Source organism: Jiangella rhizosphaerae, from assembly GCF_003579925.1.
Taxonomy (GTDB): Bacteria; Actinomycetota; Actinomycetes; order Jiangellales; family Jiangellaceae; genus Jiangella; species Jiangella rhizosphaerae.
Window position 1 is genome coordinate 1 of the sequence record NZ_QUAL01000003.1, and the last position, 24,811, is coordinate 24,811.

Consider the following 24,811-nt stretch of genomic DNA (forward strand, 5'->3'; position numbering starts at 1 on the left):
GGCACCGGGGGTCGACGGCGACAAGACCGGTGCGCCCGGCCTGGCTGGCACCACACGACTGGGTTCGTCGGCACGGTGAGGGGGCCGACGGCCGCGCGCGTGGCCGTCGGCACGATGCCGGCTCCATCGCGAACGCCAGCGACCTTCCCACCGGCACGACCAACGTCGGCTCGCCGGCCATCCGTGGCGACATGCCCTCTCGAGGCGGTTGTGGGAGGGTTACGGAGAAGCGCCTCTCANGCCGGCCATCCGTGGCGACATGCCCTCTCGAGGCGGTTGTGGGAGGGTTACGGAGAAGCGCCTCTCACCTGCGGAGACGTCAGGTGAGGGGCGCTGTCGCCGGCCGGGTCGTCCCGGGCATCGCGCGGTGCTCAGCCGTAGTAGAAGTACCAGCCGGTGCCCCAGCTTCCCCACGTCATCCATCGGCAGGCCAGCGTCTCGTAGCCGGCGTTGATCATCTGCGTGCGCATCATGTTGCACTGCGTCTTGTATCTGTGGGGTCCTTTGATGCACGTCACGCGCCAGATGCCGCCAGGTGTCGACCAACACGTCTGGCCCTTCGGCGTGATCGTGGCATCGCGATCCAGCGCGTGCGCAGAGGCCACTGCCGTGGCTGCCGGCCCTGCGGACGCCGCGGTGGTCATCGGCGCGGCGAGAGCGCCGAGCGTCACGGCCGCCGTCACCGCCAAGCGGGTCATCGTCTTCATGACTTCTCCTCACTGTGAACCCAACGCCACGTCACGTGGCCACGGTGAACCGGACGCTAACGACGCGCGCTTTCAGAAGTGCTTCACGTCGAGGAGGTGCCCGGCCGTCACCGCCACGCCACGCGCAGCGCCGTCGTCGCCGCGAAGGGGTCCTGGCCACGGTGGGTGAGGAGGATCCCCTCGCCCTCGGGCGTGGCGGTGCGCACGGGGTCGCCGCCGCTCACCCAGCGGTTCCAGGCCGCGGCGAAGGCGCGCACCCGGCGCAGGTTCGCACCCAGGACCGACGGCACCGCGTGATAGACCGCCGCGTTCGGCGGTGCGTCTCCCGCGAGCCAGGCGCGGCCGGCCCGGCGCAACGCCTCTGGACGGTCCGGGATCGTCTCGACGATGTAGCGGGGCACCACATACCGGGGTGAGAGCAGCGGCGCGAGCAGCTCGTCGAGCGCGGCGACGAACACGGCGGACGTCTCGGCACTCGTCCCGGTGAGGACGAGACGGTACGTGCCGTCACGCTCGACGGCGGCGGTCACCGCGGCGGCGCCGGCCTCGGACAGCCCTGCCTCGTGGAGGGCGTCGGCGACGGCGCAGGCGAAGGCGAGCGGGTCGGGCCCGGTCGCCAGGTCGGCGAGGTCGCGTCCGGCGCGCAGCTGGGCGGCACGGACGCGGCGCACGCGCACGCCGCCGGCGGCTGCCCCCAGCATGAGCGTCACGGCAGCGGGCCACCACAGCGCCGCCACCGCCAGCACGGCCGCCAGCAGTGCTGTCAGCGCGGCCGCCGCCCACCAGGGGTTCGCTCGCCCGTACGGCTGAGCCGGCGGGTGACCGTCCCGGCCGGCGCCGTGCGGGGCCGGGACCAGGGCGGGCGGCCGGTGGCCGGTCTCGGGCACCGGCCCGGGTCGGGCCGACTCGCCACGCTGCGGCGTCACCCGGATGGTGTGCATCAGCTCGTCGCGGTACGGCGTGCCGACCTGCCACAGCGCCCGCACCCGCTCGCGGTCCTCGGCCCGGGTCAGCATCAGGGCGTTCTCGGCGGCGAACTCCGCGACCGGCGGCGGCGCGAACGGCGAGAGCCGGGGGTCGACGTGGCCGACTCCGGCGGCGATCTCGCCGGAGTCGGTGACGGCGAAGTAGCCGTCGTGCTTGCGGACGAACCGGTCCCAGCTGCTCGTGCCGCCGGGATGCTCCTCGGAGACGCACACGACGGTCCAGGTGTGCGCGACCTTCTCGGGCCAGTCCGGGTCGACGCGCAGCGCCCTGCCGCGGGTCTGCACCACCGCGGTCGGGGTGGTAGCGGTCGTCAGGTCGACGAGCGTGTTGACGCCCCTGGCGTCCCAGCCCTCGCCGAGCAGGGCCCGCGTGCCGACCAGCGCCTGCGTCGCGCCGGCCTCGTAGAAGCGGGTGACCAGCGGTACCCAGTGCCGCGACCGCCAGCGGCCGGTGACGTCGACCGTCCCCGCTTCATCGTCAGGGACGTCGTCCAGGTCGAGGCCGGGCGCGTGCTCGCGGACGAACGACACCAGCTCGCGCGCCGTGGCCGCGTCGGCCGCCACGGCGCGGCCGGTGACCAGGACCGGGCGTAGTGCGGCGGTGCGTGGGTCGGACAGGAGACGGGCGAGCACCAGCCGCGCCGACCCCGCGTCGGCGTCGAGGACGCCGCGCAGGCGGGCCGGCAGCGTGGCCGCAGCCCGCTCGTGGTCGCACAGCACGAGTGCGCGCAGCCGGTCGCCGAGGTTCGCCGTCTCGGCGGCCAGGATCTCCACGGTGGCGTCGGTGGTCGCCTCGCTGCGGGCCAGGACGCGGTCGACGGGGGACCGGCCGCGGCGGATGCCGCGCTTCGTGAGCTGGTACCCGATGCCCGGAAGGGCGCTCTTGATCGCGTCGACGGCGGCGCGGTCGCGTGGGTCGTCCGAGGGCAGCAGGCTCGCCGTCACCCAGTCGTGCAGGAGCGTCACCCAGTCGTGTGCGGTCGGGTCGTGCCGGTGTTCCTCGCGCATGACGGCGCCGTCGGGGAGGGCGAGCAGCCCGGCGTGGTGGAGGCGGAGCGCGGCGGCCGCCAGCTCCGGCGCGTCGCCCTCGAGCCGGGACCACGCGAGCGGTGGCGCCGGGCCGGTGCCCGTCCGCCGCGTCACGAATCGCTCGTCCAGCCAGCTCAGGAGGCTGTCGCTGGCGAAGTCCGGTGCGAGCAGGTCGTTCTGGAGCTCCGTGAACCGCTCGGCCTCGGCGGCCAGCCACTGCGACTCCGTCGGCGACGGCGACGTGAACCAGGCCAGCTCGGCGAAGGGCGCAAGGTGCCCCTCTCGCACGACGGCGGGGATCGACGTGCTGTAGAGCGGCGCCCCGAACAGCCGGTCGACCAGCTCCGCCTGCCCGGCGGTCAGCGTGCTCGGTGGCGTCCCCGTCAGCCCGATGACGTGCGCCTTGGGCAGGTCGTCGAGGAGCTCGGCCAGCAGCCGGCCCCACACCTCGAGCAGGTGGTGGCACTCGTCGAGGAGGAGGGTGATCGGTCCGGCGGTCTCCAGCGCCTCGACCAGCGCGCGGCCGTTCTCGTGCAGGCGCCCGCGCAGGCCGCCCGTGCGCCCGTGCCCCTCCTCGTCGACTTCCGCGTCCGGGTCGAAGGTGGCCAGCGCCTGGTACGTCAGCGCCGTGACGGGCTGGGCCAGGTCGCGGCCGGTCCCGGCCGGGATGTGCGCCGGGGTGAACTCGCGCCAGGCCGCGACCCACTGTCCCTGGATGGCCGTGTTCGGCCCGAACACGACGATCGGCTGCTGGAGACGGCGGGCCGCCTCCAGCCCGACGAGCGTCTTGCCGGCGCCGGGCGGCAGCACCACCCACGCCCGCTGCCGCCCCGCCGCGAACGCCTCGGCGAGCGCGTCGAGGGCGAGCCGCTGGTGGCGCCGGAACGGCCGCGGATAGCCGACCGTCGCCCATCCCACCTCGTCGCGCATCGGCTCATCATGCCCGAGGACACGAGGTGGCCGGCTCCGTCGTGGGGGCCCGTCACTGCGCAGTAAATGTATTGACATCTATATCTTATTAACATAGCGTTCCCTGGCGAGGGCCGCTTCCGTGACGGCGCTGCGTCCGTGGTCGTCCGCCGACGTGGCGCCTTGTCGTGTCCGACAAGATCTGAGGGTGAACGGTGACCAACGACCAGTACGAGTTCGTCCGTGAGGCCGGCGAGTGGACGCTGAGGCGCGACGGTGCCCCCGTCCTGCGAATCCTGGGGCGCGCGGGGGCAAGCGACAGTTTCACGCCGATCGAGAACGGGTTCTGGCTGTGGGAGCGGGTGTGCGACGAGCCGACCGACTCGATGCGGATGGAGCTCGAGACGGCGTTCACGCCGGAGTTCACGATGGTGCCGGGCATCAGTTACAACGGCAACGGGTGGGGAGACACGCCCGAGTACGTGGGTGACAGGGCCTCCGATGGCACACCCTGGACCTGGGCGTGGCACCGATGCACGATCCCGGCCTGTACCTACTCGGCCGCAGGTGGGCAGGCGGTCGTGTTGTCCGGAGCGCTCGATGACGCCGTCAGCTGCTCGCTCACGCGCGAGGGTGACGTCGAGCGCCACACGCTGTTGTGGCCCGAGGTCGAGGGCCCACAGGTGCTCCATCGGCACTTCTGGAAGGACTCCTACCAGGGCACGATGACGCCGAGGCGCACCTTCCGGGCCGTGATCGGCGGATTCGCGGCACCACGGGCGCACCTGGACTACCAGCCGCTGCTCGACTTCGCCCTGCGGTACTACGGCCACCCCGTCCAGGAACCGCTCGGACCGCAGCGGCTCTACGACCTGAGCATCGCGTACACCAAGTTCCTCTGGACTCAGGAGCCGGACGGTTTCATCAGCATCAACCGAGGCTGCGGCTGGCACGAGGACGTCACCGCATTCGGCAAGACGAGGATCTCCAAATACGAGATCGGCTGGGTCGGTCAGAGCGCGTCGCTGTCGGTGGCGCTCCTGGAGGAGTTTCTGCGAAGCGGCGACGAGGATGCCCGCGACAAGGGGCTGAGCGTGCTCGACCACTGGTGCAGATTCGCGCTGCCGAACGGCATGATCCGCATCAAGTTCAACATCTCTCCCGAGGTGGACGGCGTGATGGAGACGCCTGTCGAGAAGCTCGTGCAGAGCAAGGAGCCCGGGAAGGAACTCCCGTACGACGAGTATCACCCGGAGTTCGTCGCCGGCCCCGACGGCAAGCGCATCTTCCCGATCGACGCCTGCAACCTCGGTGGTGCCGCGGAGTACCTGCTGGAGGCCCATCTGCTGGCGGAACGGGCTGGAACGCCGCGCGAGGTGTACAAGAGCGTCGCACTGGGGATCTGTGACTTCGCACTGCGCGAGCAGAAGGCGAACGGGCAGTTCGCCAAGGCCTGGAATCCGGATGGGACCGTGTTCCGCGAGGGCGGCACCGTCGGCTGCTTCCTCGTTCCCGCCTTGCTGAAGGCGTACGAGGTCACGCACGAGGAGCGTTACCTGGAGAGCGCGAAGCGCGCGTTCGACTTCTACTACGACGAACTCCTGCGCGACGGGTACACCACCGCCGGAGCGCTCGACACCTACTGCATCGACAAGGAGTCCTCCAGCCCGCTGCTGATCTCGGCGCTCCGCCTCCACCGGCTCACTGGTGAGCATCGCTACCTCGAGGCGGCCGAGACCACGGCGTGGTACCTGAGCACGTGGATGATGCACTTCACGGTGCAGTACCCCGAGGGCAGCCTTCTCCGTCAGATCGGCATCGACACCTTCGGCATGACGTCGGTGTCCACGGCCCACACCGCGGTCGACCAGTACTCGCTGCACGACGTGCTGTCGTTCCTGGAGCTCGCCGAGCTCACGGGGAACGCCCAATGGCGCGAGCGGGCATTGGCGCTGTGGGTCGGGGCCAACCAGCTGGTCTCCGACGGCACCCTGACGGTCCGTGGCCGGGTCCGGCCGGCGGGCTCCCAGGACGAGGCCATCTTCCACACCCGCTGGGGCCGGCCGGTCGTCACCGAGTTCAAGCCGTGCGAATGGCTGCCCGCCTGGCCGACGGCATTCCGCCTGGAGGTGCTCCGCACGCTCGAGAGCTGGGACGCGCTCGAGAAGGGTCTCACCTCGATCGACGGGCAGATCGACGTCCCGCCGCTGCCGGAGCCGGCCGCGCCCCTGGGCGTGAGCTAGACCGATCCGAGCGCCCCGCCGCCGGGGCACACAGCGACTGAGGGCCGTGGCTGACCAGCCGCGGCCCTCAGTCGCGCTCCCGGGGGTCACCCCCATGCGAACCTTTGACCTCTTGTGCGAGGACCGCTACGGTGACATTAGAACAATCCAATTGTTCTTACATTTGTACCGCAGGCGACATCCACTCTCGTCGTGGAGACCGAGCACCAACTCACCCCCCGTGGAGCCCCGATGACGCGTGTGTCCACCACTCTGGCCGCGATGGTCGCTGCCGTTGCCCTGCTCTTCTCCGTCCTCGTTGCGTCGTCGGCCTCCGCCGCCGACGAAACCGTCGTCTACCTCGACCAGGCTCGCGGCGACGACACCTCACCCGGAACCGACCCGGACCAACCTCTGCGCACGCTCACCCAGGCGCTGCGGAAAGTCACTCCTGACGGTGGCCGCATCGTCATCATGAGCGATTACCGGCTCGAACTCTCGATCACCGAGCCCGCACACACCGGCGACATCCTGGTGACCAGCTCCGACGGCGAGACGGACTACCCGGGACGACTGATCTTCGGAGACACGCCGTTCATCGAGTACAACCTCGCGGGACCCACGACCTTCGCGGACCTGGGCGTCGTCACCTCGCAGTGGGCGGTCTTCGCCGCGAACTGGAATCCGATCACCTTCGGCGAGGGCGTCACGATGCAGAGCGTGCCCACGGCGGGGGTCCGGCAGGTCTTCGTGGTGGGTGGCTATCACGGGCCGTCCGAGCAGGACACCGTCCTCGATGCCGACTCGCACATCACGATCGACTCGGGGACGTTCTACAAGGTGGCCGGCTTCAGCCGGGGCAGGGGCGCCGGGACGCAGACCTACACCGGCACCTCGCACATCACGATCAACGGCGGCGTCATCCAGGAGGTCTTCGGAGCCTCGCTCGAGAACCACTACTCCGGCAGCACGGAGATCACGATGACCGGCGGCCGCGTCGGTGCCCTGCACACAGCCGGCGACGTGACCCGCTACATCGTGGGCAGCGCCGATGTCGAGCTCAGCGGCGGCCACATCAACACCATCGACATCAACAACGTCGTCGAGGACGTCGACCTCACGCTCGACGGCGTGGACTGGGGTGCCATCCAAGCCCAGAACGCCTGGGGCGGGGAAGGCCGCCACCAGCAGATCCTCGAGTTCGCGGCGGTGCGGACCGTGCGCTTCGCGGGGCAGCACTACACGGCCGACCAGGTCGCGGCGCTCAGGGAGATCTTCGACGTCCTGATCAACACCGCGGACGTCCACGTCAGTGCCGGCGGCAGCGGCAGCGAGTGCACCGCGGAGCACCCGTGCGGCAGCCTCGAGACCGCTCTGGGCCTGCTCGCCGCGGACGGCGGCGCCATCACGATCACTGGTGACGTCACCTGGGACGTCGATCCGGCCACGCTCGCCGCAGGAGCGGGGCGGGTCACGTTCGCCGGTGACGGTCCGGCGTCGATCGCCTTCGCGGCCGATTCCGAGGTCGCGATCGCACGTGACGTCACCTTCGCCTCGGTGGAGCTGGCCAACGCCGGCGCCTTGGAACTGCAGGTCGACGGCGCGGATCTGGTGATCGGCGACGGCGTCACCACCGAGCAGGGAAGTCAGGTGAGCGTCGCCGGGGTCAGCGACGGAGCCTCGATGACGATCGGCTCCGGCGAGTTCGCCCGCGTCGTCGGCATCACCGGCCTGACCGAGGACTTCGGTGGCACCACCGACGTGACGGTCGCCGGAGGTGAGGTCGCGCAGGTCTGGGCCGGCACCGACGTGTCCCACGACGTCGCCGGAGTGCGGGTGACGGTCGCCGGTGGCGAGGTCGGGACGCTCCACTCCTCCGCCGGCCGGGTCACCGAGAACCTGACGGTCAGGTTCCTCGCCGGGAGCGTGAAGGACGCGCGGCTCGAGCGCGCCGATGCCGAGGTCGGGGTGCGGATCGGCGAGGCCGAGATCGACGAGATCTCGGTAGCGGACTGGGCAGCCGCTGCTGACGCGGAGCGCGCGCTGGTGCGGCTTCCGGGCGCCGATCAGGACGTGATCGACGAGATCGCCGGGGCCTTCGACGGCATCACCGAGGACGAGGTGGTGTACCTGGCCGCGGGCGGTGAGGGCGACGGAAGCAGCCCGACCCACGCCATCGGCGATCTGAGCGCGGCGATCGCCGCGTTGTCCGGCGACGGTCGCGTGGTGCTGACGGACCGCTACACGATCGAGGGCGGGTACGACCTCGGCGACTACGACGCGAACGTCGTGCTCACCTCTGACGACGGTGACATCGACTTCGGTGCCGATGGTGCGGCGCTGCAGATCGAGGGCGCCATGCGTCTGGGCGGCCCGACCACGATCGAGAGCCTGCAGCTGCAGTCCCCGACCGTCGACGGCACCATCTACGGGATGGGTCACCCCCTGACCATCGGCGCCGGCGTCGACACCGAGTTCACCCGCCGCGGCGAGACCTACCTCACCATCGTCGGCGGGCGCGACGACACCGTGCCGGCACCGGCCACCTCGGTGACGGTGGAAGGCGGGCAGTGGGCCGGCGTGCGCGGCGGGACCGACAACACCGCGGCGGTGACGACCGGCGCCGAGGTCGCCGTCCGGATCGACGGCGGCACGTTCTACGGGCCGGTCGTCCTCGCCCACCGCGGCGAGAGCTCGGGATCGGTGACCGCCACCATCAACGGCGGGGCGTTCCCCCAGGGTGTCTACGTCGTCTACGAGGAGGACGGCAGCGACTACGCGGCCGACTACGACGCGGACATCACCGTCAACGGCGGCGAGTTCTGGGCGACGATCGCACCGGCGAAGTCCCGCTCGACCGTGCTGGCCGGCACCTACGACCTCACCGTGACCGGTGGCGGGTTCGGTCACCTCACCGACCTGCTGGGCGCGGAGGGCTTCGCCGGGTCCATGGTCAGCACGCTGCACGTCGACCCCGGGATCGCGGAGGCCGTGCCCGAGGGGGAACTGACGTTCACCAACCCGCTCGTCCGCGCCGCGGACCCGTACATGTTCACCCACGACGGGCAGTACTACTTCATCGCGACCGGCGGCGAGACACTGTCGTTGCACAAGGTCGCCAACCCCTCCGACCTCGGCGATTCCGTGGGCTCGGTGATCTTCGCCCCCGACGAGATGGCGAATCTGTGGTCCCCGGAGATCCACCACCTGTCGGCGGATGAGGTCGGCGAGGAGAACGCGGGCTGGTACCTGTACCTGTCGGCCGCGCAGACCGGTGACGCGGCCGCCGAGGGGCAGCGGCAGTACGTGCTGAAGGCGCTCGACGGGGACGACCTGTTCGGCCGCTGGGGCGACCCGGTGACGGGCGAGGTCAACGTGGCACGCCGGATCACCAACGTCGACGACCCCGATTTCAACGTGGACAGCTTCGTCGCGGGCATCTCGCTCATGCGAGTGGCGGACGAAACCTACATCACCTACGTGGCCGAAGTGGGTCGCGGGACGGCCGACTTCCACCAGACCATCAACATGAGCCACATCGTCAACCCGTGGACGCTCACCGGTGAACCCACCGTCATCACCAGGTCCGAGTACGACTGGGAGATGCACGGGTACGCCCAGGACACCAGCGACCCGAATCGATGGTGGCCGAAGGTCGTGGAGGGCGCGACCGCCGTCTACGGGGACGACGGCGAGGTGTACATGGCGTACTCCGCCAGCGGCTACTGGACCATCTACTACGCGATCGGGTACTTGAGGTACGTCGGTGGTGATCCGATGGACGCGTCGAACTGGGTCAAGAACCCGACCCCGATCATGAGCAAGAACACCGAGGTCACGGGGACGGGCACCGGCCCGAACTTCGTCGACCACGAGGGCACCGACTGGTTCCTCTTCCAGGCTCGCCCGGGTCCGAACACTCAGACCGCCAGGTACGCGTTCATCGAACCGTACGTCGCGGATGCGGACGGACTGACCATCGGTGACGGTTCGGGACACCCGGCACCCTTGGGGACCGAGTACACGATCAGTGTGAACCCGATCCCGCTGAAGGAGAAGATCGGCGGGTTCACTCCCGCGGATTGAGCGCGGTCATCGTCCGACGGCCTGCGACCCGTTCCCGAACGGATCGCAGGCCGTCGGCGTTGATCGGGAGGTGAGAGAATGTAAGCACCTCTAGACATTGACACAATAACAACGTGTTCATATGCTGCCTCAATCAGCAGCAGCGTCAGGTGTGCGTCCCGCACGTCGGTGCTGTCCGGACAAGGAGGTCTGACGGTGGTCAGCAACAATCGACAGCTCAGCCGGCGCAGTCTGCTGGGTGGGACCCTCGGACTCATGGCGGGATCGAGCCTGCTCGCGGCCTGCGGTTCCGGCAGTGGTGGTGGCGGGAACGCCAGCCCGCCCTCCGACCGGGGGGCCGCGGACGAGGGTGAGCTGGTCGTCTGGGGTGGCGTGGCGCCCGAGAGCGGTCCGCAGGAACTGGTCGACGCGTTCATGGCGAAGTACCCCGGCATCAAGGTGGAGTACGTCCGGTACGTCAACGACGAACAGGGCATCCTCAAGCTCGACACCGCGTTGCAGGGTGGTGTCCCGATCGACGTGTTCTTCTCGTACGGAACCGTCGACGTGGTCCGGCGCTCGCAGGCGGGTCTCGCGATGGACCTCACCGAGCTCGCTCGCGAGGACGAGCTGGCGAAGGCGTTCGTCCAGGACGAGCCGATCAGCACCCTGGTCGACGGCAAGCTGTACTCGATCCCGACGACCCACTTTCCGAACTTCGTCGTCATCAACCAGGACGCCATGGACGCCGCCGGGATCGAGATCCCGTACGACTGGACCGTGGACGACTATCACCGGGTCGCGCAGGAGTTCAAGGCCGCCGGCTTCGATGTCGGCGCCTACAACGTGCCTCGGCACGCGGCCGCCGGCCTCGGCGGTGACTACCTCTACAAGGAGGGTGGCACCGAGTCCAACTTCGACCACCCGCTCTTCCGGCAGCGGCTCGAGGACACCCTGGCGATGGAGGACGACGGCTCGATCTTCACCCAGGAGCGAATCTCGGCCGAGGGCATCGGCGGCTATGCGCAGAACTACTTCCTCGACGGAACGTTCGCCATGATGCTCGACGGAACGATCGCGATCCGGTACATCAAGAACCTCGAGGAATACCCGCACGACTTCCGTACCACCTTCCGGCCGTACCCGGCTGTCGTGGCCGGCGAGCCGTACTTCAATCCCGGCGTGCGCGGAGACGACGTCCAGATCTCCTCGAAGAGCCAGTACCAGTCCGCGGCGTGGACGTTCGTCAAGTTCTGGATGGGCGAGGGAGCGCACTTCATGACGCCCTCCGGGAAGGTGTCGCCGGCCCAGTACGAGAACCCGACGGAGGAGCTGTACGAAGGCCTGTTCGGACCCGATGCGGACACCCTCTTCGACGTCGAGGCGTTCGAGAAGACGTTCTTCGCCCCGGAGCCGCCACTGTCCGTGCGCAGCATCACGACCGCCTACACCGAGATCTCCAAGATCAAGGAGCAGATCGAGGGCGAGATCCGGCTGCGGACCAAGTCGATCGACGACGGTCTCGCCGAGATGAAGCAGCAGGCCGACGAGGCCATCGCCGCCGCGCTGTCCTGAAGGAACCACGCTTGTGACTGTCACCGAAGAGGTGTCCACGTCGGAAGGACGGACTTCGGGTTCGTCCTCCCGGCGGAAGCCCCGCCGGCTCGTCAACGGCTACCGCTGGTGGGTGCCGTGGGTGTTCCTGGTGCCGATCGTCGTCCTGGTGCTGGCGTTCCTGGTGGTGCCGCTGTTCTCGGGCCTGTTCATCGCCTTCACCGACTGGAATGTCGTCTCCGGGATCGAGGGCATCCGGTGGATCGGCCTGGCCAACTTCCAGGAGCTCTTCCAGGACGACATGTTCTGGTCGTCCATCGGCAGGACGTTGTTCTACGCCGGCGTCGGGACACCGCTCACGGTCGCCGTCGGGATGTTGCTCGGTCTGGCGCTGAACCAGCCGATGCCCGCGCGCGGCCTGATCCGGGCGATCTTCTTCCTTCCCGCGCTCGTCAACACGATCGCGGCGGGGACCGTGTGGCTCTCGTTGCTCCACCCGACGTCGGGACCCGTGAATCAGGCGCTGACCGCCCTCGGGATCGAGGACCCGCCCACGTGGTTCGTCTCCCAGGACTGGGCGCTGCCGGCGATCGTGATCATGTCGGTGTGGATCAGCGCCGGATACGTGGCGATCCTGGTCATCGCCGCCCTGCAGGACATGCCGCCCGAGCTGTACGAGGCCGCCGAGATCGATGGAGCGGGGGTGTTCCGGCAGTTCACCACCGTCACGTTCCCGGGGCTGGTCCCGATCCTCACCTTCCTGCTCATCACCTCGTTCATCGGGCGGTCGCAGACGTTCGGACTGATCCAGTTCATGACCGGCGGCGGCCCGGGCGATTCGACCACGGTGCTCTCGTACTACATGTACGAGGCCGGCTTCCACTCGTACCGGTTCGGTTACGCGGCGGCGATCGGTGTGATGAGCATGCTGGGCGTGCTGGTGTTGTCGGTGGGACTGTTCCGTCTGCAGCGGGGCCGGGGGCTGTACACATGAGGAGCCACGAATGAGCACGGCGTCCGTCGAGGCGGCGCAGCGCGCGCCCCACCCGGGCCGCAGCCGGCGCCGGCGCAGGGCACGTATCGCATACTGGACCCGCGGGCTGATCATGTCGCTGCTCGCGCTGCTGTTCCTGGCACCCTTCCTGTGGATGCTGTCCTCGGCGCTGAAGCGGAACGGGGACATCTTCTCGGTGCCGACGCAGTGGATCCCGGACCCGCTGGTGTGGGACAACTTCATCGAGGTCTGGACCGGCGAACGGTCGATGCTGCGCTACTTCAGCAACTCCACCATCGTCGTGGTGGCGACCATTCTCGGCCAGCTCTTCGTGGTCACGCTCGCCGGTTACGCCTTCGGGCAGCTGAAGTTCAAGGGCCAGAACGTGTTGTTCATCGCCTTCCTGGCCACGTCGATGGTGCCGGCCCAGTTGCTGCTGGTGCCACGCTTCATGTTCTTCAGCCAGATCGGTCTCTACGACACCCTCATGGCCCTGATCGTTCCGGGCCTGGCCTCGGTCTTCGCGACGTTCCTCCTGCGGCAGCACTTCGCCGCGGCGCCGCGCGAGCTCGGTGAGGCCGCACGTATCGACGGCGCGAGCGAGTGGCGGATCTTCTTCCGCGTCTACCTGCCGCTGGCGCGGCCGATGCTCGCCGCCCTGGCGATCCTGATCTTCGACTCGACGTGGAACGACTACGAGAGCGCACTGATCATGATCACGGACGAGTCGAAGTACACGGTGCCTCTAGGACTGACCCGCTTCATGTCCGACGACGGCACGGTGTCGCTGGGGCCGGCGCTGGCCGGCTCGGTCTCCTCGATCATCCCGGTGCTGATCATCTTCCTGATCTTCCAGCGGCATTTCATGAAGTCGATGGCGCGAGCCGGCCTGCGCTGACGAACGGTACGGAGGAACCATGACGGCTGCGGCCGCCGAGCACCAGGTCACATCGGTCTCCGGATGGGAGGCGCTACGGCTGTCGACGAGCGATCTCGAGGTCACCGTCGTCCCGGGCAAGGGCGCGGACATCACCTCGATCCGGGATCGCGCCGCCGACGTGGAGCTGCTGTGGACCCCCCGCTGGGGACTGCGACCCCCGTGGGCGCTGCCGTTGCCCGGGGCACCCGAGGCGCTCGCCCTCGACCGCTCCGGTGGTGGCTGGAACACGATGTTCCCGAACGCCGGCCGCGCCTGCGTCGAGCACGGCGTCGACTGGGGCTTCCACGGCGAGACCTGGCTCGCTCCGTTCGACCGGGAAACACTGCCCGGCGGGGTTCGCATGACGACGGCCCTGGCTCGTAGCCCGTTCACGGTCAGCAAGGTCGTGAGCGTCACCGGCAACCAGGTCGTGGTCACCGAGTCCGTGACGCACGTGGGGGCGCGGCCCATCGACGTGCTCTGGTGCCAGCACCCGGCATTCGGCGCACCGCTGATCGGGCCGGCGACCACGGTCGCGATCACCGGCTGCGTAGTGCACCCGGACCTGCCCGACGACGTCCCGGCCACCGCCGCACCGCCACGCTGGCCCGAGCACACCGAGGTCGACGGCTCGTCGATCGATCTCTCCCGGCTCGACGCCGCCGGAAGCGGTGGGGCGCGGCTGGCGTTCCTCGGCTCGTTCGAGGACGAGCAGGTGCGCGCGCGCATCCACAACCCTGAGCTCGGGCTCGGGGTGGAGCTGGCCTGGAACAGGCAGGACTTCCCCTTCGCCTGGTACTGGTACGAGTCCGGCGGACGACAGGACTACCCCTGGTACGGGACCGCGCACTCGCTGGCGCTGGAACCGGCCTCGGGCTATCCCAGCGGGGTGCACCGGGCGCGCCGGCTCACCGGCACCGAGCTGACCATCCACCCCGGCGAGACCGTGACCAAGTCGGTGGCGATGACGGTCGTACGCGGGGAGTGAGTCACCGACTGTCGAGCATTCCTCATGATCATCCACCTTTGGGCCGCCCTGCAGGCTGTCGGGCATGTCCGGCGACGCGCCGACCGGAAGATCTGCGGCACCGAGGTTGTCAGCCGACGTTGGTCGGGCCGGTGGGAAGGTCGCTGGCGTTCGCGATGGAGCCGGCATCGTGCCGACGGCCACGCGCGCGGCCGTGGCCGCCTCAGCGTGCCGACGAACCCAGTCGTGTGGTGGCAGCCAGGCCGGGCGCACCGGTCTTGTCGTCGTCGACCGCCGGTGCCGATGACGACGAGCTGCAGGCCGCTGATGGGTGAGGGATCCGGGTAGCCAGGACGACGCGGATCCCTCACCCATCCAGGCCGCAGCGTCGGCAATCTCGGCGTCGGCCAACACCGAGGTCGTCGACCGCAGGCTCGCGGGGCCTACGCTGAGGTGTTCCACGAGTCGGGCTCGTGTGACGCGCCTGTGGGCTCGGTCGGCGTGGTGTGGCGTGCGCCGCCGGTCGTGACGCTGGCCGCCCTCTGCGGCCCCGACGGCGCGCAGAACACGACTCGCGACATCGAAGACGACCGTGCGTATCGAAGTCGCGCCCACGTCCTGGGTCTCACGCGCGCCGAACACCCATTTCGGACCCGAAAACGCGCCTCACACCCAGGACGCACCTCACAACCAAGCCGCGCGCGTGCGCGGCCAAGACGATCGAGCAGCGGGGGACGGCACCACGGACAGGACCACGGGCGGCCGATCGACACGTGCGTGACGGGACGCGTCAGAAGGGGTCGTCCAGCATGGAGTCGATCGCACCGTCGATGGACTGGCCGCCGTCGACGGTGATCGTCTGACCGACGATGAAGCGACTCTTGGACTTGTCGGCCAGGAACACGGCGAGCTCCGCGATGTCGGCGGGCGTCCCGCCGCCCCCGAAGGGGATCTTGCGGTTGAAGCCGTTGAGGTCGCGCTCGGAGTAGCGGTCGAGGGCCTTGGTGTGGATCAGGCCCGGGGCGATGCAGTTGACGTTGATCCCGTACTTGATCAGCTCCACCCCGAGCGACTTGGTCATCATGTTCAGGCCCGCCTTGGCGGCCGAGTACGGCAGCGCCTTGCGGCGGACCCAGGTGACGTCGCCGTGGATCGACGAGATGTTGATGATGGCGCCATGCACCTGCTGAGCGACCATCGACTTCGCCGCGGCACGCGCGCAGTAGGACGCCGCGCTCAGGTTGAGCGCGATCTGGCTGTCCCAGTACTCGGTCGGCATGTCGATGAAGCCACCGGGCGGCATCCGCAGCGCTCCACCGGCGTTGTTGACGAGTACGTCGACGCGCCCGAAGCGTTCGACGAAGCGTTCGACCATCGCGTGGGCCTCGTCCGCATCGGCGACGTCGGCGGCGAAGGTCTCCGCCTCGACGCCGAGCTCCCGGCACTGCTGCGCGATCTGCTCCGCGTCCGTTGCCGAGGACCTGTGGTTGACGCCGACGTGGTAACCCTCGCGGGCGAACGCCAGCGCGCAGCCGGCGCCGATCCCGCGCGAGGCCCCGGTGATCAGTGCGGCCTTCATGTGTGCCCTCCCTCGGAGGCCTCCTGATAGGCGGCCACCGTGTGCATCGGTAGGAACAACTTCTCCGGCTCGACACCGCCGACACTGCCGACCAGTGCCCGCGCCACCGTGTGCGGGTCGGTGACGCCGGCCGCCGCCATCCCGGCCACGAACCCGCGATCGTGCTCGTAACAGCCGATGCAGCTGGCGAGGAAGCGGCGGGCCGCCTCCTCGCCGACGGCGGTCTCACCCCATGGCAGGTAGGGATGCCCGCAGACGATGTTCCGCACCGGCAGCGCCAGCAGGCGGTGCAGCGAGTCCAGGTACCGGGCCGGGTCGAACAACAACGCGCAGCCCTGGGAGGTCGTCCCGTTGAGCTGCAGCGAGTCGCCCGTGATCAGCGTGCCGGACCGAACGTCGAAGAAGCAGCACGCATCGGTGTCGTGGCCCGGGGTGTGGATCACCCGCAGCGGGCCGACCATGTCACCGTCGTCGAACAGGAGGTCGGGCACGACGCCGTCGAGCACGGGCGGCGGCGCCGGGCTGTGCTCGGGGAACTTCGCGCGGATCTCACGGCTGTACGCGAGCGGGTCGCGCATGCGTGCGGCCGACTCGGAGAACACGCCCACCTCGAGCGACGGTGCGATCTCGCGCATACGCGCGATGCCGCCGACGTGGTCACCGTGGATGTGGGTGGCGAGGACGCGGCCGACGTCCGAGAGCCTGATCCCCAGTTCGGCCAGTGCCGGCACGATCGTCGAGTCCACCGTCTCGGCGGATCCGCCGCTGTCGACGAGGACCGGCGGATCGTCGCTGAGCACCAGCGTGACGCCGGTCCACACGCCGGTGAAGGGGACCTTGAGCAGGAACACGCCGTCGGCGATGCGGGTGAAGCGCTCCACGGGCTACACCCCGACGCCGATCGCGTCGTCGATGCCGGCCTGGTAGTCGCCGACGGAGCCGTCGAGGACGTCGTCGACCGTGACGATCCGGCCCCCGGCGGCGCCGGATTCCATCATGGCGTAGCAGACCGCGATCGCCCGGAGGCCCTCCTCGAGGCCGACCTCCGGCGGGGTGCGGGTCGCGATGGCGTTCCCGAACTCGGCATACTCCACGGCCAGCAGGAGTCGGTCGACGGTCTCGAAGTCGAGGCCGTACGCGGTCGCCCGCGGGCCGCCGAACAGCGCGGCGGTCACGTCGTCGAGCCGGAACCGCGGCACGAGCGGGAGGATCTCCGCGCCCGTATAGGTCCTGGTGCGGTCCAGGGTCAGCACGAGCGGCCGGCCGCTGCGGTCCTTGGGAATCTCCACCGCGCCCGCCGAGCCGTGGACGCTGCGGGCCCAGCTCTCACGGCCGTGCTCGGCGCGGTTCTCGGCGTACTGCCCGACGGCGCCCGAGGCGAAGTTGACCATGGCGAACAGCGCGTCGTCGGCCGTCGCCTCGAACTCGGCGGGCATCGCTGCCTGGGACTCGCCGTACACGCCTCCGGGGTTCGAGGCCGGGGCGCCGCCGGACGCCGCCGGGTTGTAGCGGACCTTCTCGAACAGCCGCATCTGCGCGTAGACGCTGACGACGGGGCCGAGGTAGTACTCCATCATGTCCGTGTAGTGCGTGCCCGCGTCGAAGAGGATGCCGCTCTCGTCCTTCAGGTGACGCCACATCGAGATCGCCATCAGGTTGCCGCCGCCACCTGAGCTCTGGTGGAAGTAGCGCGGCTCGCCGAGGACGCCGCCCTCGATGAGGGCCTTGACGAGTCGATTCGTCGGGTCCCGGCGGAAGTTCTCGGCCACGCTGAGGATCCGATCCGATCCGGCGATGGCGTCCTTCAGCTGCCGGGCGGCCGCGACCGTGAGCCCGACCGGCTTCTCCACCATCACATCGAGGCCGAGGGCGATCGCGTCGGCGGCGAGGCTGTGATGGAACCGGGGCACGGTGGTGATGTCCACCGCCACCGCGCCGAGGCGCTGCGTCGCGTCGAGGTCGGCGCACGGGGCGGGGCGGCGCCCGAGCCGCGCCTGCGCCTCATCGGCCAGGTGGTCGGCGCGAGCGGGGTCGACGTCGCAGACGGCAACGAGGTCGAACGGATTCAGGCCGGCCCGCTCGAGTTCGGACAAGCCGAACAGGTGCCGCGTCCCCATGCCGCCGCAGCCGACGATCGCGACGGGAATCCGTTCCATGCTGCCGCACCTCTCCTGAGTTCTCGATCAACCTCCGCGCGATGCCGCGCGAACCGGTCGGCCTCAGAGGCTAGTTGGCAACAGCTTAATATGTCAATACATATTACCGAGTGACGGGTCAGTTCTCCTCGAGGACGAGATCGATCGCGTAGCCGTCGGACCGGTAGACGTGCTCGGCATGCTCGACCGGCGCGCCGCCCGGCTCGAACGCCGTGCGGCTCAAGGCGATGACGGGGAGCCGGCCGGAGATCTCGAGCAACTCGCTTTCCTCCGCCGTCGGCAGTCGTGCCGAGATGGACTGGTGGGCGACCACGGAGCCGACGCCGTGATCGCGCAGCATCGAGTAGAGGCCGCGTTGCTCGAGTTGTTCGCGCGTGATCGAGTTGAAGCGCGGCGGAAGCCAGTTCTGCATGATGGCCAGTGGCTCGCCATCGGCGAACCGCAGCCGTCGCAGGGCCAGCAACTCCGCGTCCGGATCGAGGTCGAGAGCTGCCGCCGCCTTCGGGTAGCGCTCGTTCGCCCGAGTGAGCACCTTGGTGCTGGGACTGCGGCCCTGAATCGACAGGTCCTCGTACAAGCTTCCCTTGCTCACGCGCCGGTGTACTCGACGACTGGTGACGAACGTGCCGCGCCCTTGCCTGCGCACGAGCAGACCTTGGTCGACGAGGTGGTGGATCGCACGCCGAACCGTCGGGCGAGACAAGCCCAGTCGTTCACTCATGGCGACCTCGTTCTCGAACGGGTCGCCAGGCTGCGCCTGGCCACCTGCGATCGCCGCCGCCAACTGTTCGGCGAGCTGGAAGTACAGCGGAATGGGCGAGGCGCGGTCGAGTGCCACTGGGACAACCGCTTCTCCTGCTGGCATCTTCACCCTGTCCTGACGTTCAACATGTCAACTCAATGTGACAATAGCGGCGAGCCACATGCTGAGACAAGGAGCTCGCCTCGGCGCGCCGGTAGCCGGGCTCGGCAGGCCGGGTCACCGGCACTGCTGGTGGGACTGGAGAAGCTCGGCCACCTCGGCCATCGTGGGCATGGCGGCCGAGCATGCTCGCCTCGAGGTCACGATCGCTCCCGCCGCCGCGGCATGACGCATCGTCTCGCTGAGCGGCCAACCTGCCACGGCGCCCTTGACGAGCAGTCCGCCGAACGCGTCACCGGCTCCCAGTCCGTTGACCGGCCGCACCGGGAACGCGGGCTGCTCGACGAGGAGTTCGCGGGTGGCGGCGAGCGCCCCGGCCGCACCCTGTTTGACAACGGCCAGTCGCGCACCCCTGCTCAGCAGCCGGCGTGCGAGGTCCTCCGGCGTCCCTGTCTCGCCGAGCGCGATCGCCACCTCGCGCAGGTTCCCGATCACGGCATCGACCTGGGACAACACCGGCAGCAGGCGATCGTGCAGGGCGTGCTCGCTCGGCCAGAAGTCCGGCCGGTAGTCGAGGTCCAGGAAGACCTGGTGTGCCGTTGCGATCGCAGCGGACTGCGCGGCGGCCGACTGGGGTGTCGCGAACCCGGAGGCTGTGATCCACAGGACGCGCGACGCGGCCGCGGCGGCCACGAGCTCGGCGACGTCGAGGGCGTCCTCCGGCGGCGGCGTGTCGCGGTAGAAGGTCAGTCCGGGGCTGTGGGGGTTCTCGAGATCGCACACCGCCAGCGTGGTCCGGCGGCCGGGAACGGCCCGGACCCACCGGGTGTCGACGCCGAAGGTCTCGAGCTGGTCGACCACGAAGCCGTGAAAGAGGTCGTCGCCGGTGCGGGTCACCACCGCGCTGCGCAGGCCGGCACGAGCCGCCGCGACCGCGACGTTCGTCGGCGATCCGCCGAGGTACTGGCGGTAGGACTCCACGTTCCTCGGCGCCCGGCCGTCCTCCGCCGGGTAGAGATCGACGACCGCCCTCCCGACCGTGACGACGTCGAACTCGTCGGCCAACTGTTCAGACATAGAAACATATTAACAATCTGATAGCATCACCTCATGAACGTGGCGGATGAGAGCGAGGCGGTCGCCGACGGATCGCCCATGGCAGTGCTGGCGTTCGATCACCGAGAACGTGCGTTCGCCTCAGTGCGCCCCACGGGGATGACGCGCGAGGAGATCGGCCGGTCGAAGGAGCTGATCTTCGAGGCGTTCGAAACCGCCGTGAAGGCCGGGCTCGCCGGGACTCGCCCGGGCATCCTGATCGACGAGGAGTTCGGCGCACCCATCGCGCGGCGCGCGGCCGCGCTCGGTATTCCGGTCTCGATGCCGGTGGAACGGGCCTTCGAGTCGGTGTTCACCTTCGAGTACGGCGGCGACTTTCGGCGGCATCTGCTGGAGTTCCGGCCCGCCTGTGCCAAGGCACTCGTGCACTACCGCACGACAGACTCTCCCGAGACCAAGCAGACACAGCTCACGAGGCTGCGCGAGCTCTCCGAGTTCCTGGCCGAGCAGTCGATCGACTTCATGCTCGAGCTGATCGTCGGTCAGAGCGACGGCGGCGCGGGGGAGATTCCCTCCGTCGACGTCGAAGAGCTGTGTGGATCGATGGCCGAGCTGCAGAACGCGGGCGTGCGGGTGGACCTGTGGAAGGTCGAGGGCATCTCCTCGCACGACGAGGCGGCACGGGTCGCCGCGCAGGCCGTCGTGGCGAATCCACGGGCCACGTGCGTGGTCCTGGGAGCCGGCGCACCCAACGACGTCGTCGGCCATTGGCTCGACGTCGCGGCCGCCACCCCCGGCTTCGGCGGGTTCGCGATCGGGAGGAGCATCTGGGGCGAGCCCGTCGCGTCCTGGCTGGATGGCAGGCTTGCGCGTGAGCAGGCGATCGAGCAGATCGCGTCGACGTACAGGTCGTGCACGCTGCGATACATGGGAGCACGAGTCGGGTGATGCAAGCGTTGCGCAAGACCGGGCCCGGCCCCGGCGACATCGAGCTGCAGGACGTCCCGCGACCCACGGCGGAGCCCGGTCAGGTCGTGGTCGACGTCGCCGCGGCGGGACTGTGCGGGACCGACCTGCACATCCTCGACGGCAGCTACGGTTCGCGGCCCCCGGTCACGCTGGGGCACGAGGTCAGCGGCGAGATCGCCGCCGTCGGTGCCGGAGTCGACCCGGCCCGGATCGGTGAGCGAGTCGCTCTCGAGACCTTCTTCTCGACCTGCGGCGAGTGCCGCGACTGCCGCAGCGGTGCGCCGAACCGCTGCCGCTCGCGCGTGTCGATCGGTTCCGGCGCCGATGGCGGGTTCGCGGAGCAGGTCGTCGTGCCCGCCCGCAACGCCCGCCGGCTGCCGGCGCACGTGTCGTCGGCGGCGGGTGCGCTCAGCGAGCCGCTGGCGTGCGTGTGCCGGTCGCTGTTCCATCCGACGCCGGCCGTGCGGGCGGGCGATCGTGTCCTCGTCATCGGGCCGGGAGCGATCGGGCTGCTCGCGGCGCAGGTCGCCCGGGTCTCCGGCGGCGAGCCGACCGTGCTCGGGACACCGGCCGACGCCGAACGACTGGAGGTCTCCAGGGCGCTGGGGTTCACGATCGCCGCCGACCCGGCGGACGCGCCTGACGACGTCGACGTCGTCCTGGAGTGCTCCGGCTCGGCCGCCGGTATGGCCTTGGGGATCGAGCGTGTCCGCAGAGGCGGCCGGTACGTCCAGATCGGCCAGCGGGGCGACGCGGTTCCCGTCGACCTCGCCCTGGTCTCCTTCCACGAGCTCGTCATCACCGGCGGATTCGCCAGCACGGCCGACTCCTGGGATCGCGCGATGCGGCTACTCGACCAGCAGCTCGTCGACCTCGAGCCGCTGGTCAGCCGCAGGTACCCCCTGCGCGACTGGCAGGCGGCGTTCGACGCGGTGCGGACGAGCGCGGGCGTCAAGCAGCTTCTCTGCCCCGAGGGGACGCCATGAAGCTCGGCTACAACACCTGGTCGACGCCGAACCTGCCGTTCGACCAGGTCGTGCGGATTCTGTCGCGCATCGGGTACGACAGCGTGGAGGTCACGGTCTGCGAAGGGTGGCCCACCGACGCGCTCACCGCCACCGACGACGACGCCGGACGCTGGCGGGCGGCCGCTGACGCCGCCGGCCTCGAGATCTCCAGTGTCACCGCGAACGCACCGCTGGTCTGCGATGAGGACACGTGGGCCGGCAGCCGCCGCCGGCTCATCCGCTCGTTCGAGGTGGCCGCCGTCCTCGGCGGGGGCGGGGCGCTGCCGGTCAGCCTGGGCGCGCACAAGCCCAAGGCGCCGTTGTTGGGCGGCAACCCGCCGCCGATCATCGCCCAGAACACCTGGGAGGCGGACCGGCCGCTCATCGTCGACCGCTTCGGAGACCTCGTCGAACAGGCCGTCGCCGCCGGCTGCACCGTGGCGCTCGAACCCCATGCGGGCGCCGTCGTATCGACGCCGGAGCAGGCGATCGCGGTTCTGTCCGACGTCGGTTCGCCGGCGCTCGGGCTCAACCTCGACATCTCCCACTTCGCGGTGCGCCACTTCGACGTGGCCGACGTCGTGGCGTCACTGCTGCCGCACGCCGTCGTGGTCGAGGTCAAGGACCACCGGCACACCGACGACGGGTTCGACTTCCTCATCCCGGGGGAGGGTGAGTTCGACTACCCCGCCTTCCTGGGGCTGCTCCACCGGGGCGGCTACCGCGGAACGGTCTCGGTCGAGATCAGCGTCCGCCGTCAGGCGCTGCCGGACTTCGACGAGGTGAAGGCGGCCGAGTCGTCGTACCGGACCTTGGCGGCCGCCGCACAGCGGGCCGGGATCGTCCGGGATCCACGCGGAGGGCGCTCATGAGCGACGACGTGCGTGTCGGGGTCATCGGCCTCGGCAGGTTCGGCACCTTTCACGCCGAGGCCGCCGCAGCCCTGCCCGGCGTCCAGGTGGCCGGACTGTGCTCCCGGACCTTGGCGCGAGCGGAGGAACTGGCCCGGCGGTTTCCCGACGCGACGGCGTACGACTCCGCCGAGCGCATGCTCGCCGAGGCCGACCTGGACGCCGTCCTCATCGCCACCCCGCACAAGCAGCACTTCGAGCCCGCGATGCGGGCCATCGGCGCCGGCGTCGCCGCGCTGGTCGAGAAGCCGCTGACGACATCGCTCACCGAGGCCCATGAACTCGTCGTGGCGGCCGACGAGGCCGGGGTGGCACTCGGGACGGTCTTCCAGCGCCGGTTCGTCCCGGCCGTGGAGCGCATGCATCGCGCGATCGCCGAAGGACGCCTCGGTCGTGTCGTCGCGGCCGAGTGCCTGGCGCACCTCGGGCGCGACCGCGGCTACTACGAGCAGGACGACTGGCGAGGCTCGTGGGCCGGAGAGGGCGGCGGTGTGCTGCTCACCATGGCCGTCCACTACATCGACATGATGAACTGGATGCTCGGCACCCCGACGTCGGTCTACGGACGCTGGGCGACGCTGAAGCACACCGACTACATCGACGTCGAGGACGTCGCGGGCGCGGTCGTCACCTACGAGAGCGGCGCGATCGCGACGGTCCAGGCGATGACGACGTTCGAGAACGGGTTCGCCTCCCGGCCCAGCCCCACGGTCGGCTACCGCGCGCCCGGCTTCCGGCTGGCGGTACACGGCACGACAGGCCACAGCGTGGGCGTCGAGGAGAATCCCGAGCTCGCGCAGGCCGTCACCGGCCTGTGGACGTTCGACGGAGAGGAACAGCACGTGAAGGGTTGGCGTGAGGAGGAAGGCGGACGCCCCAGCGTGCCCGAGTTCCATGGTCGCCAGATCGCCGAGTTCCTGGACGCCGTGCGTGAGCGCCGATCCCCGGCCGTCACCGGTCAGGACGGACTCGCGGCGCTCGAGGTGGTCAAGGGCGTCTACCTGGCGCAGGCACGTCGGGCCCCCGTGCTGCTGCCGATGTCCGATGACGACCGCCGCGCCGCCGACGCGCTGACCGAAGGCGTCGCGTGAGCGCCGGCGCCCGGGTCGCCCTCGTCACCGGCGGCGCCACGGGGATCGGCCGCGCGACGTGCCTGGAGCTCGCGCGGCGCGGCATCGCGGAGATCCATATCGGGTACTCACGATCGCGCCAAGCGGCCGAGGATCTCGCCATCGAGCTGCGCGCCCTGGGTGCCGCCGGGTACCCGCTTCACGTCGAGGTGTCCGACCGGGACGCCGTCGACCGCGCCGCGGCGCACCTGTTGGAGACCAGCGGCGGCCTCGATGTGCTGGTGAACAGCGCGGGCACGACCACGAAGATCGACTTCGCCGACCTCGACGCGGTGACGCCGGAGCTCTGGGACGAGTTGCTCGGCGTCAATCTGCTGGGCGCGTTCTGGGTCTGCCAGGCGTTCGCGGAGTCGCTCAAAGAGCGTGGCGGCTCGATCGTCAACGTCACCTCGATCTCGGCGACCCGCGTCGTCGGCAGCTCGTTGCCGTACAGCGTGAGCAAGGCGGCGCTGGCGCAGCTGACCCGAGCACTGGCCGTCGCCCTCGCTCCCACCGTACGTGTCAACGCCGTCGCACCCGGAACCGTGATCTCGGGTTGGCACGAGCGGCTCATCGGCGCCGAGAACGCCCGGAGGAACTTCGAGGCCGAGGCCGGCCAGGTACCCCTGGGGCGGCTCGCCGATGCCGCGGACATCGGCGAGGCCATCGCGACCGTCGCGCTCGACCTGCCCTTCGTCACGGGGGAGGAGATCCTCGTCGACGGCGGCAAGGCGCTGCGCTACTGATCCGGCCGTCGCCATCAGCACGTGGATGCGCGGCGGTGGCGTTCCATTTCCAGGGCGTTATGGA

Annotated in this window: 18 protein-coding genes; 11 read left to right on the forward strand and 7 right to left on the reverse strand. The window is 69.8% G+C overall.

The features are described from left to right. Positions 1-371: 371 nt before the first annotated feature. A complete protein-coding gene (locus DY240_RS00160) occupies positions 372-707 on the reverse strand; it encodes a hypothetical protein (RefSeq protein ID WP_119657955.1) in 336 nt (111 codons plus the stop codon). Between the two features lie 107 nt (positions 708-814). Next, on the reverse strand, positions 815-3,652 hold the full coding sequence (locus DY240_RS00165; protein ID WP_119657956.1) for a DEAD/DEAH box helicase family protein: 2,838 nt from the start codon (positions 3,650-3,652) through the stop codon (positions 815-817). 194 nt (positions 3,653-3,846) lie between these two features. Here DY240_RS00165 and DY240_RS00170 point away from each other — a divergent pair, with 194 nt between their 5' ends. From DY240_RS00170 to DY240_RS00195, 6 genes are all read left to right on the forward strand, one after another. Beyond that, positions 3,847-5,874 carry a hypothetical protein gene (locus DY240_RS00170; RefSeq protein WP_119657957.1) on the forward strand — a complete coding sequence of 676 codons (2,028 nt, stop codon included), beginning with the start codon at positions 3,847-3,849 and terminating at the stop codon, positions 5,872-5,874. 231 nt (positions 5,875-6,105) lie between these two features. After that, positions 6,106-9,939 carry a family 43 glycosylhydrolase gene (locus DY240_RS00175; RefSeq protein ID WP_119657958.1) on the forward strand — a complete coding sequence of 1,278 codons (3,834 nt, stop codon included), beginning with the start codon at positions 6,106-6,108 and terminating at the stop codon, positions 9,937-9,939. Positions 9,940-10,194: 255 nt separating this feature from the next. Next, on the forward strand, positions 10,195-11,493 hold the full coding sequence (locus tag DY240_RS00180) for an ABC transporter substrate-binding protein (protein WP_119657959.1): 1,299 nt from the start codon (positions 10,195-10,197) through the stop codon (positions 11,491-11,493). 13 nt (positions 11,494-11,506) lie between these two features. Then, positions 11,507-12,466, forward strand: coding sequence for a carbohydrate ABC transporter permease (locus DY240_RS00185; RefSeq protein WP_119657960.1), 960 nt, complete (start codon positions 11,507-11,509; stop codon positions 12,464-12,466). A 10-nt stretch (positions 12,467-12,476) separates the two neighbouring features. Then, positions 12,477-13,364 (forward strand): carbohydrate ABC transporter permease, encoded by an 888-nt coding sequence (locus tag DY240_RS00190; RefSeq protein ID WP_119657961.1) that lies wholly within the window; start codon positions 12,477-12,479, stop codon positions 13,362-13,364. Between the two features lie 19 nt (positions 13,365-13,383). Then, positions 13,384-14,373, forward strand: coding sequence for an aldose 1-epimerase (locus DY240_RS00195; protein ID WP_119657962.1), 990 nt, complete (start codon positions 13,384-13,386; stop codon positions 14,371-14,373). Between the two features lie 769 nt (positions 14,374-15,142). Here DY240_RS00195 and DY240_RS00200 read toward each other — a convergent pair. From DY240_RS00200 to DY240_RS00220, 5 genes are all read right to left on the reverse strand, one after another. Then, positions 15,143-15,931, reverse strand: coding sequence for an SDR family NAD(P)-dependent oxidoreductase (locus tag DY240_RS00200; protein ID WP_119657963.1), 789 nt, complete (start codon positions 15,929-15,931; stop codon positions 15,143-15,145). Continuing rightward, positions 15,928-16,812 (reverse strand): MBL fold metallo-hydrolase, encoded by an 885-nt coding sequence (locus DY240_RS00205; protein WP_119657964.1) that lies wholly within the window; start codon positions 16,810-16,812, stop codon positions 15,928-15,930. The genes DY240_RS00200 and DY240_RS00205 overlap by 4 nt, the downstream gene beginning before the upstream one ends. Before the next feature lie 3 nt (positions 16,813-16,815). Continuing rightward, entirely contained in the window at positions 16,816-18,087 is a 1,272-nt protein-coding gene (locus DY240_RS00210; RefSeq protein WP_119657965.1) for a Gfo/Idh/MocA family protein, read from the reverse strand. A 118-nt stretch (positions 18,088-18,205) separates the two neighbouring features. Further along, positions 18,206-18,925 (reverse strand): GntR family transcriptional regulator, encoded by a 720-nt coding sequence (locus DY240_RS00215; RefSeq protein ID WP_199700536.1) that lies wholly within the window; start codon positions 18,923-18,925, stop codon positions 18,206-18,208. A 141-nt stretch (positions 18,926-19,066) separates the two neighbouring features. Then, on the reverse strand, positions 19,067-20,026 hold the full coding sequence (locus tag DY240_RS00220; protein ID WP_119657966.1) for a PfkB family carbohydrate kinase: 960 nt from the start codon (positions 20,024-20,026) through the stop codon (positions 19,067-19,069). Between the two features lie 33 nt (positions 20,027-20,059). On the opposite strand from DY240_RS00220, the gene DY240_RS00225 reads away from it, so the two are divergent. From DY240_RS00225 to DY240_RS00245, 5 genes are read left to right on the forward strand one after another with little or no spacing between them, the layout of a single operon-like run. Continuing rightward, positions 20,060-20,953: a 2-deoxy-5-keto-D-gluconate 6-phosphate aldolase domain-containing protein gene (locus DY240_RS00225; protein WP_119657967.1), complete on the forward strand. Its 894-nt coding sequence runs from the start codon at positions 20,060-20,062 to the stop codon at positions 20,951-20,953. Next, positions 20,953-21,960: a zinc-binding dehydrogenase gene (locus DY240_RS00230; protein WP_119657968.1), complete on the forward strand. Its 1,008-nt coding sequence runs from the start codon at positions 20,953-20,955 to the stop codon at positions 21,958-21,960. The genes DY240_RS00225 and DY240_RS00230 overlap by 1 nt, the downstream gene beginning before the upstream one ends. Then, positions 21,957-22,853 carry a sugar phosphate isomerase/epimerase family protein gene (locus DY240_RS00235; protein ID WP_119657969.1) on the forward strand — a complete coding sequence of 299 codons (897 nt, stop codon included), beginning with the start codon at positions 21,957-21,959 and terminating at the stop codon, positions 22,851-22,853. Before DY240_RS00230 ends, DY240_RS00235 begins: the two co-directional genes overlap by 4 nt. Then, the gene (locus DY240_RS00240) at positions 22,850-23,983 is read left to right on the forward strand and encodes a Gfo/Idh/MocA family protein (protein ID WP_119657970.1); all 1,134 of its coding nucleotides are present in this window, start codon (positions 22,850-22,852) and stop codon (positions 23,981-23,983) included. The genes DY240_RS00235 and DY240_RS00240 overlap by 4 nt, the downstream gene beginning before the upstream one ends. Next, complete coding sequence (locus DY240_RS00245; RefSeq protein WP_119657971.1) at positions 23,980-24,747, forward strand: SDR family NAD(P)-dependent oxidoreductase; 768 nt, start codon at positions 23,980-23,982, stop codon at positions 24,745-24,747. Before DY240_RS00240 ends, DY240_RS00245 begins: the two co-directional genes overlap by 4 nt. The last annotated feature ends 64 nt before the right edge of the window (positions 24,748-24,811 follow it).

Bases quoted from the DNA above. Each gene is read 5' to 3' on its own strand.
- DY240_RS00160 (WP_119657955.1), bottom strand. From the start codon at position 707: ATGAAGACGATGACCCGCTTGGCGGTGACGGCGGCCGTGACGCTCGGC.
- DY240_RS00165 (WP_119657956.1), bottom strand. From the start codon at position 3,652: ATGCGCGACGAGGTGGGATGGGCGACGGTCGGCTATCCGCGGCCGTTC.
- DY240_RS00175 (WP_119657958.1), top strand. From the start codon at position 6,106: ATGACGCGTGTGTCCACCACTCTGGCCGCGATGGTCGCTGCCGTTGCC.
- DY240_RS00180 (WP_119657959.1), top strand. From the start codon at position 10,195: ATGGCGGGATCGAGCCTGCTCGCGGCCTGCGGTTCCGGCAGTGGTGGT.
- DY240_RS00190 (WP_119657961.1), top strand. From the start codon at position 12,477: ATGAGCACGGCGTCCGTCGAGGCGGCGCAGCGCGCGCCCCACCCGGGC.
- DY240_RS00195 (WP_119657962.1), top strand. From the start codon at position 13,384: ATGACGGCTGCGGCCGCCGAGCACCAGGTCACATCGGTCTCCGGATGG.
- DY240_RS00200 (WP_119657963.1), bottom strand. From the start codon at position 15,931: ATGAAGGCCGCACTGATCACCGGGGCCTCGCGCGGGATCGGCGCCGGC.
- DY240_RS00210 (WP_119657965.1), bottom strand. From the start codon at position 18,087: ATGGAACGGATTCCCGTCGCGATCGTCGGCTGCGGCGGCATGGGGACG.
- DY240_RS00220 (WP_119657966.1), bottom strand. From the start codon at position 20,026: ATGTCTGAACAGTTGGCCGACGAGTTCGACGTCGTCACGGTCGGGAGG.
- DY240_RS00225 (WP_119657967.1), top strand. From the start codon at position 20,060: ATGAACGTGGCGGATGAGAGCGAGGCGGTCGCCGACGGATCGCCCATG.
- DY240_RS00230 (WP_119657968.1), top strand. From the start codon at position 20,953: ATGCAAGCGTTGCGCAAGACCGGGCCCGGCCCCGGCGACATCGAGCTG.
- DY240_RS00235 (WP_119657969.1), top strand. From the start codon at position 21,957: ATGAAGCTCGGCTACAACACCTGGTCGACGCCGAACCTGCCGTTCGAC.
- DY240_RS00240 (WP_119657970.1), top strand. From the start codon at position 22,850: ATGAGCGACGACGTGCGTGTCGGGGTCATCGGCCTCGGCAGGTTCGGC.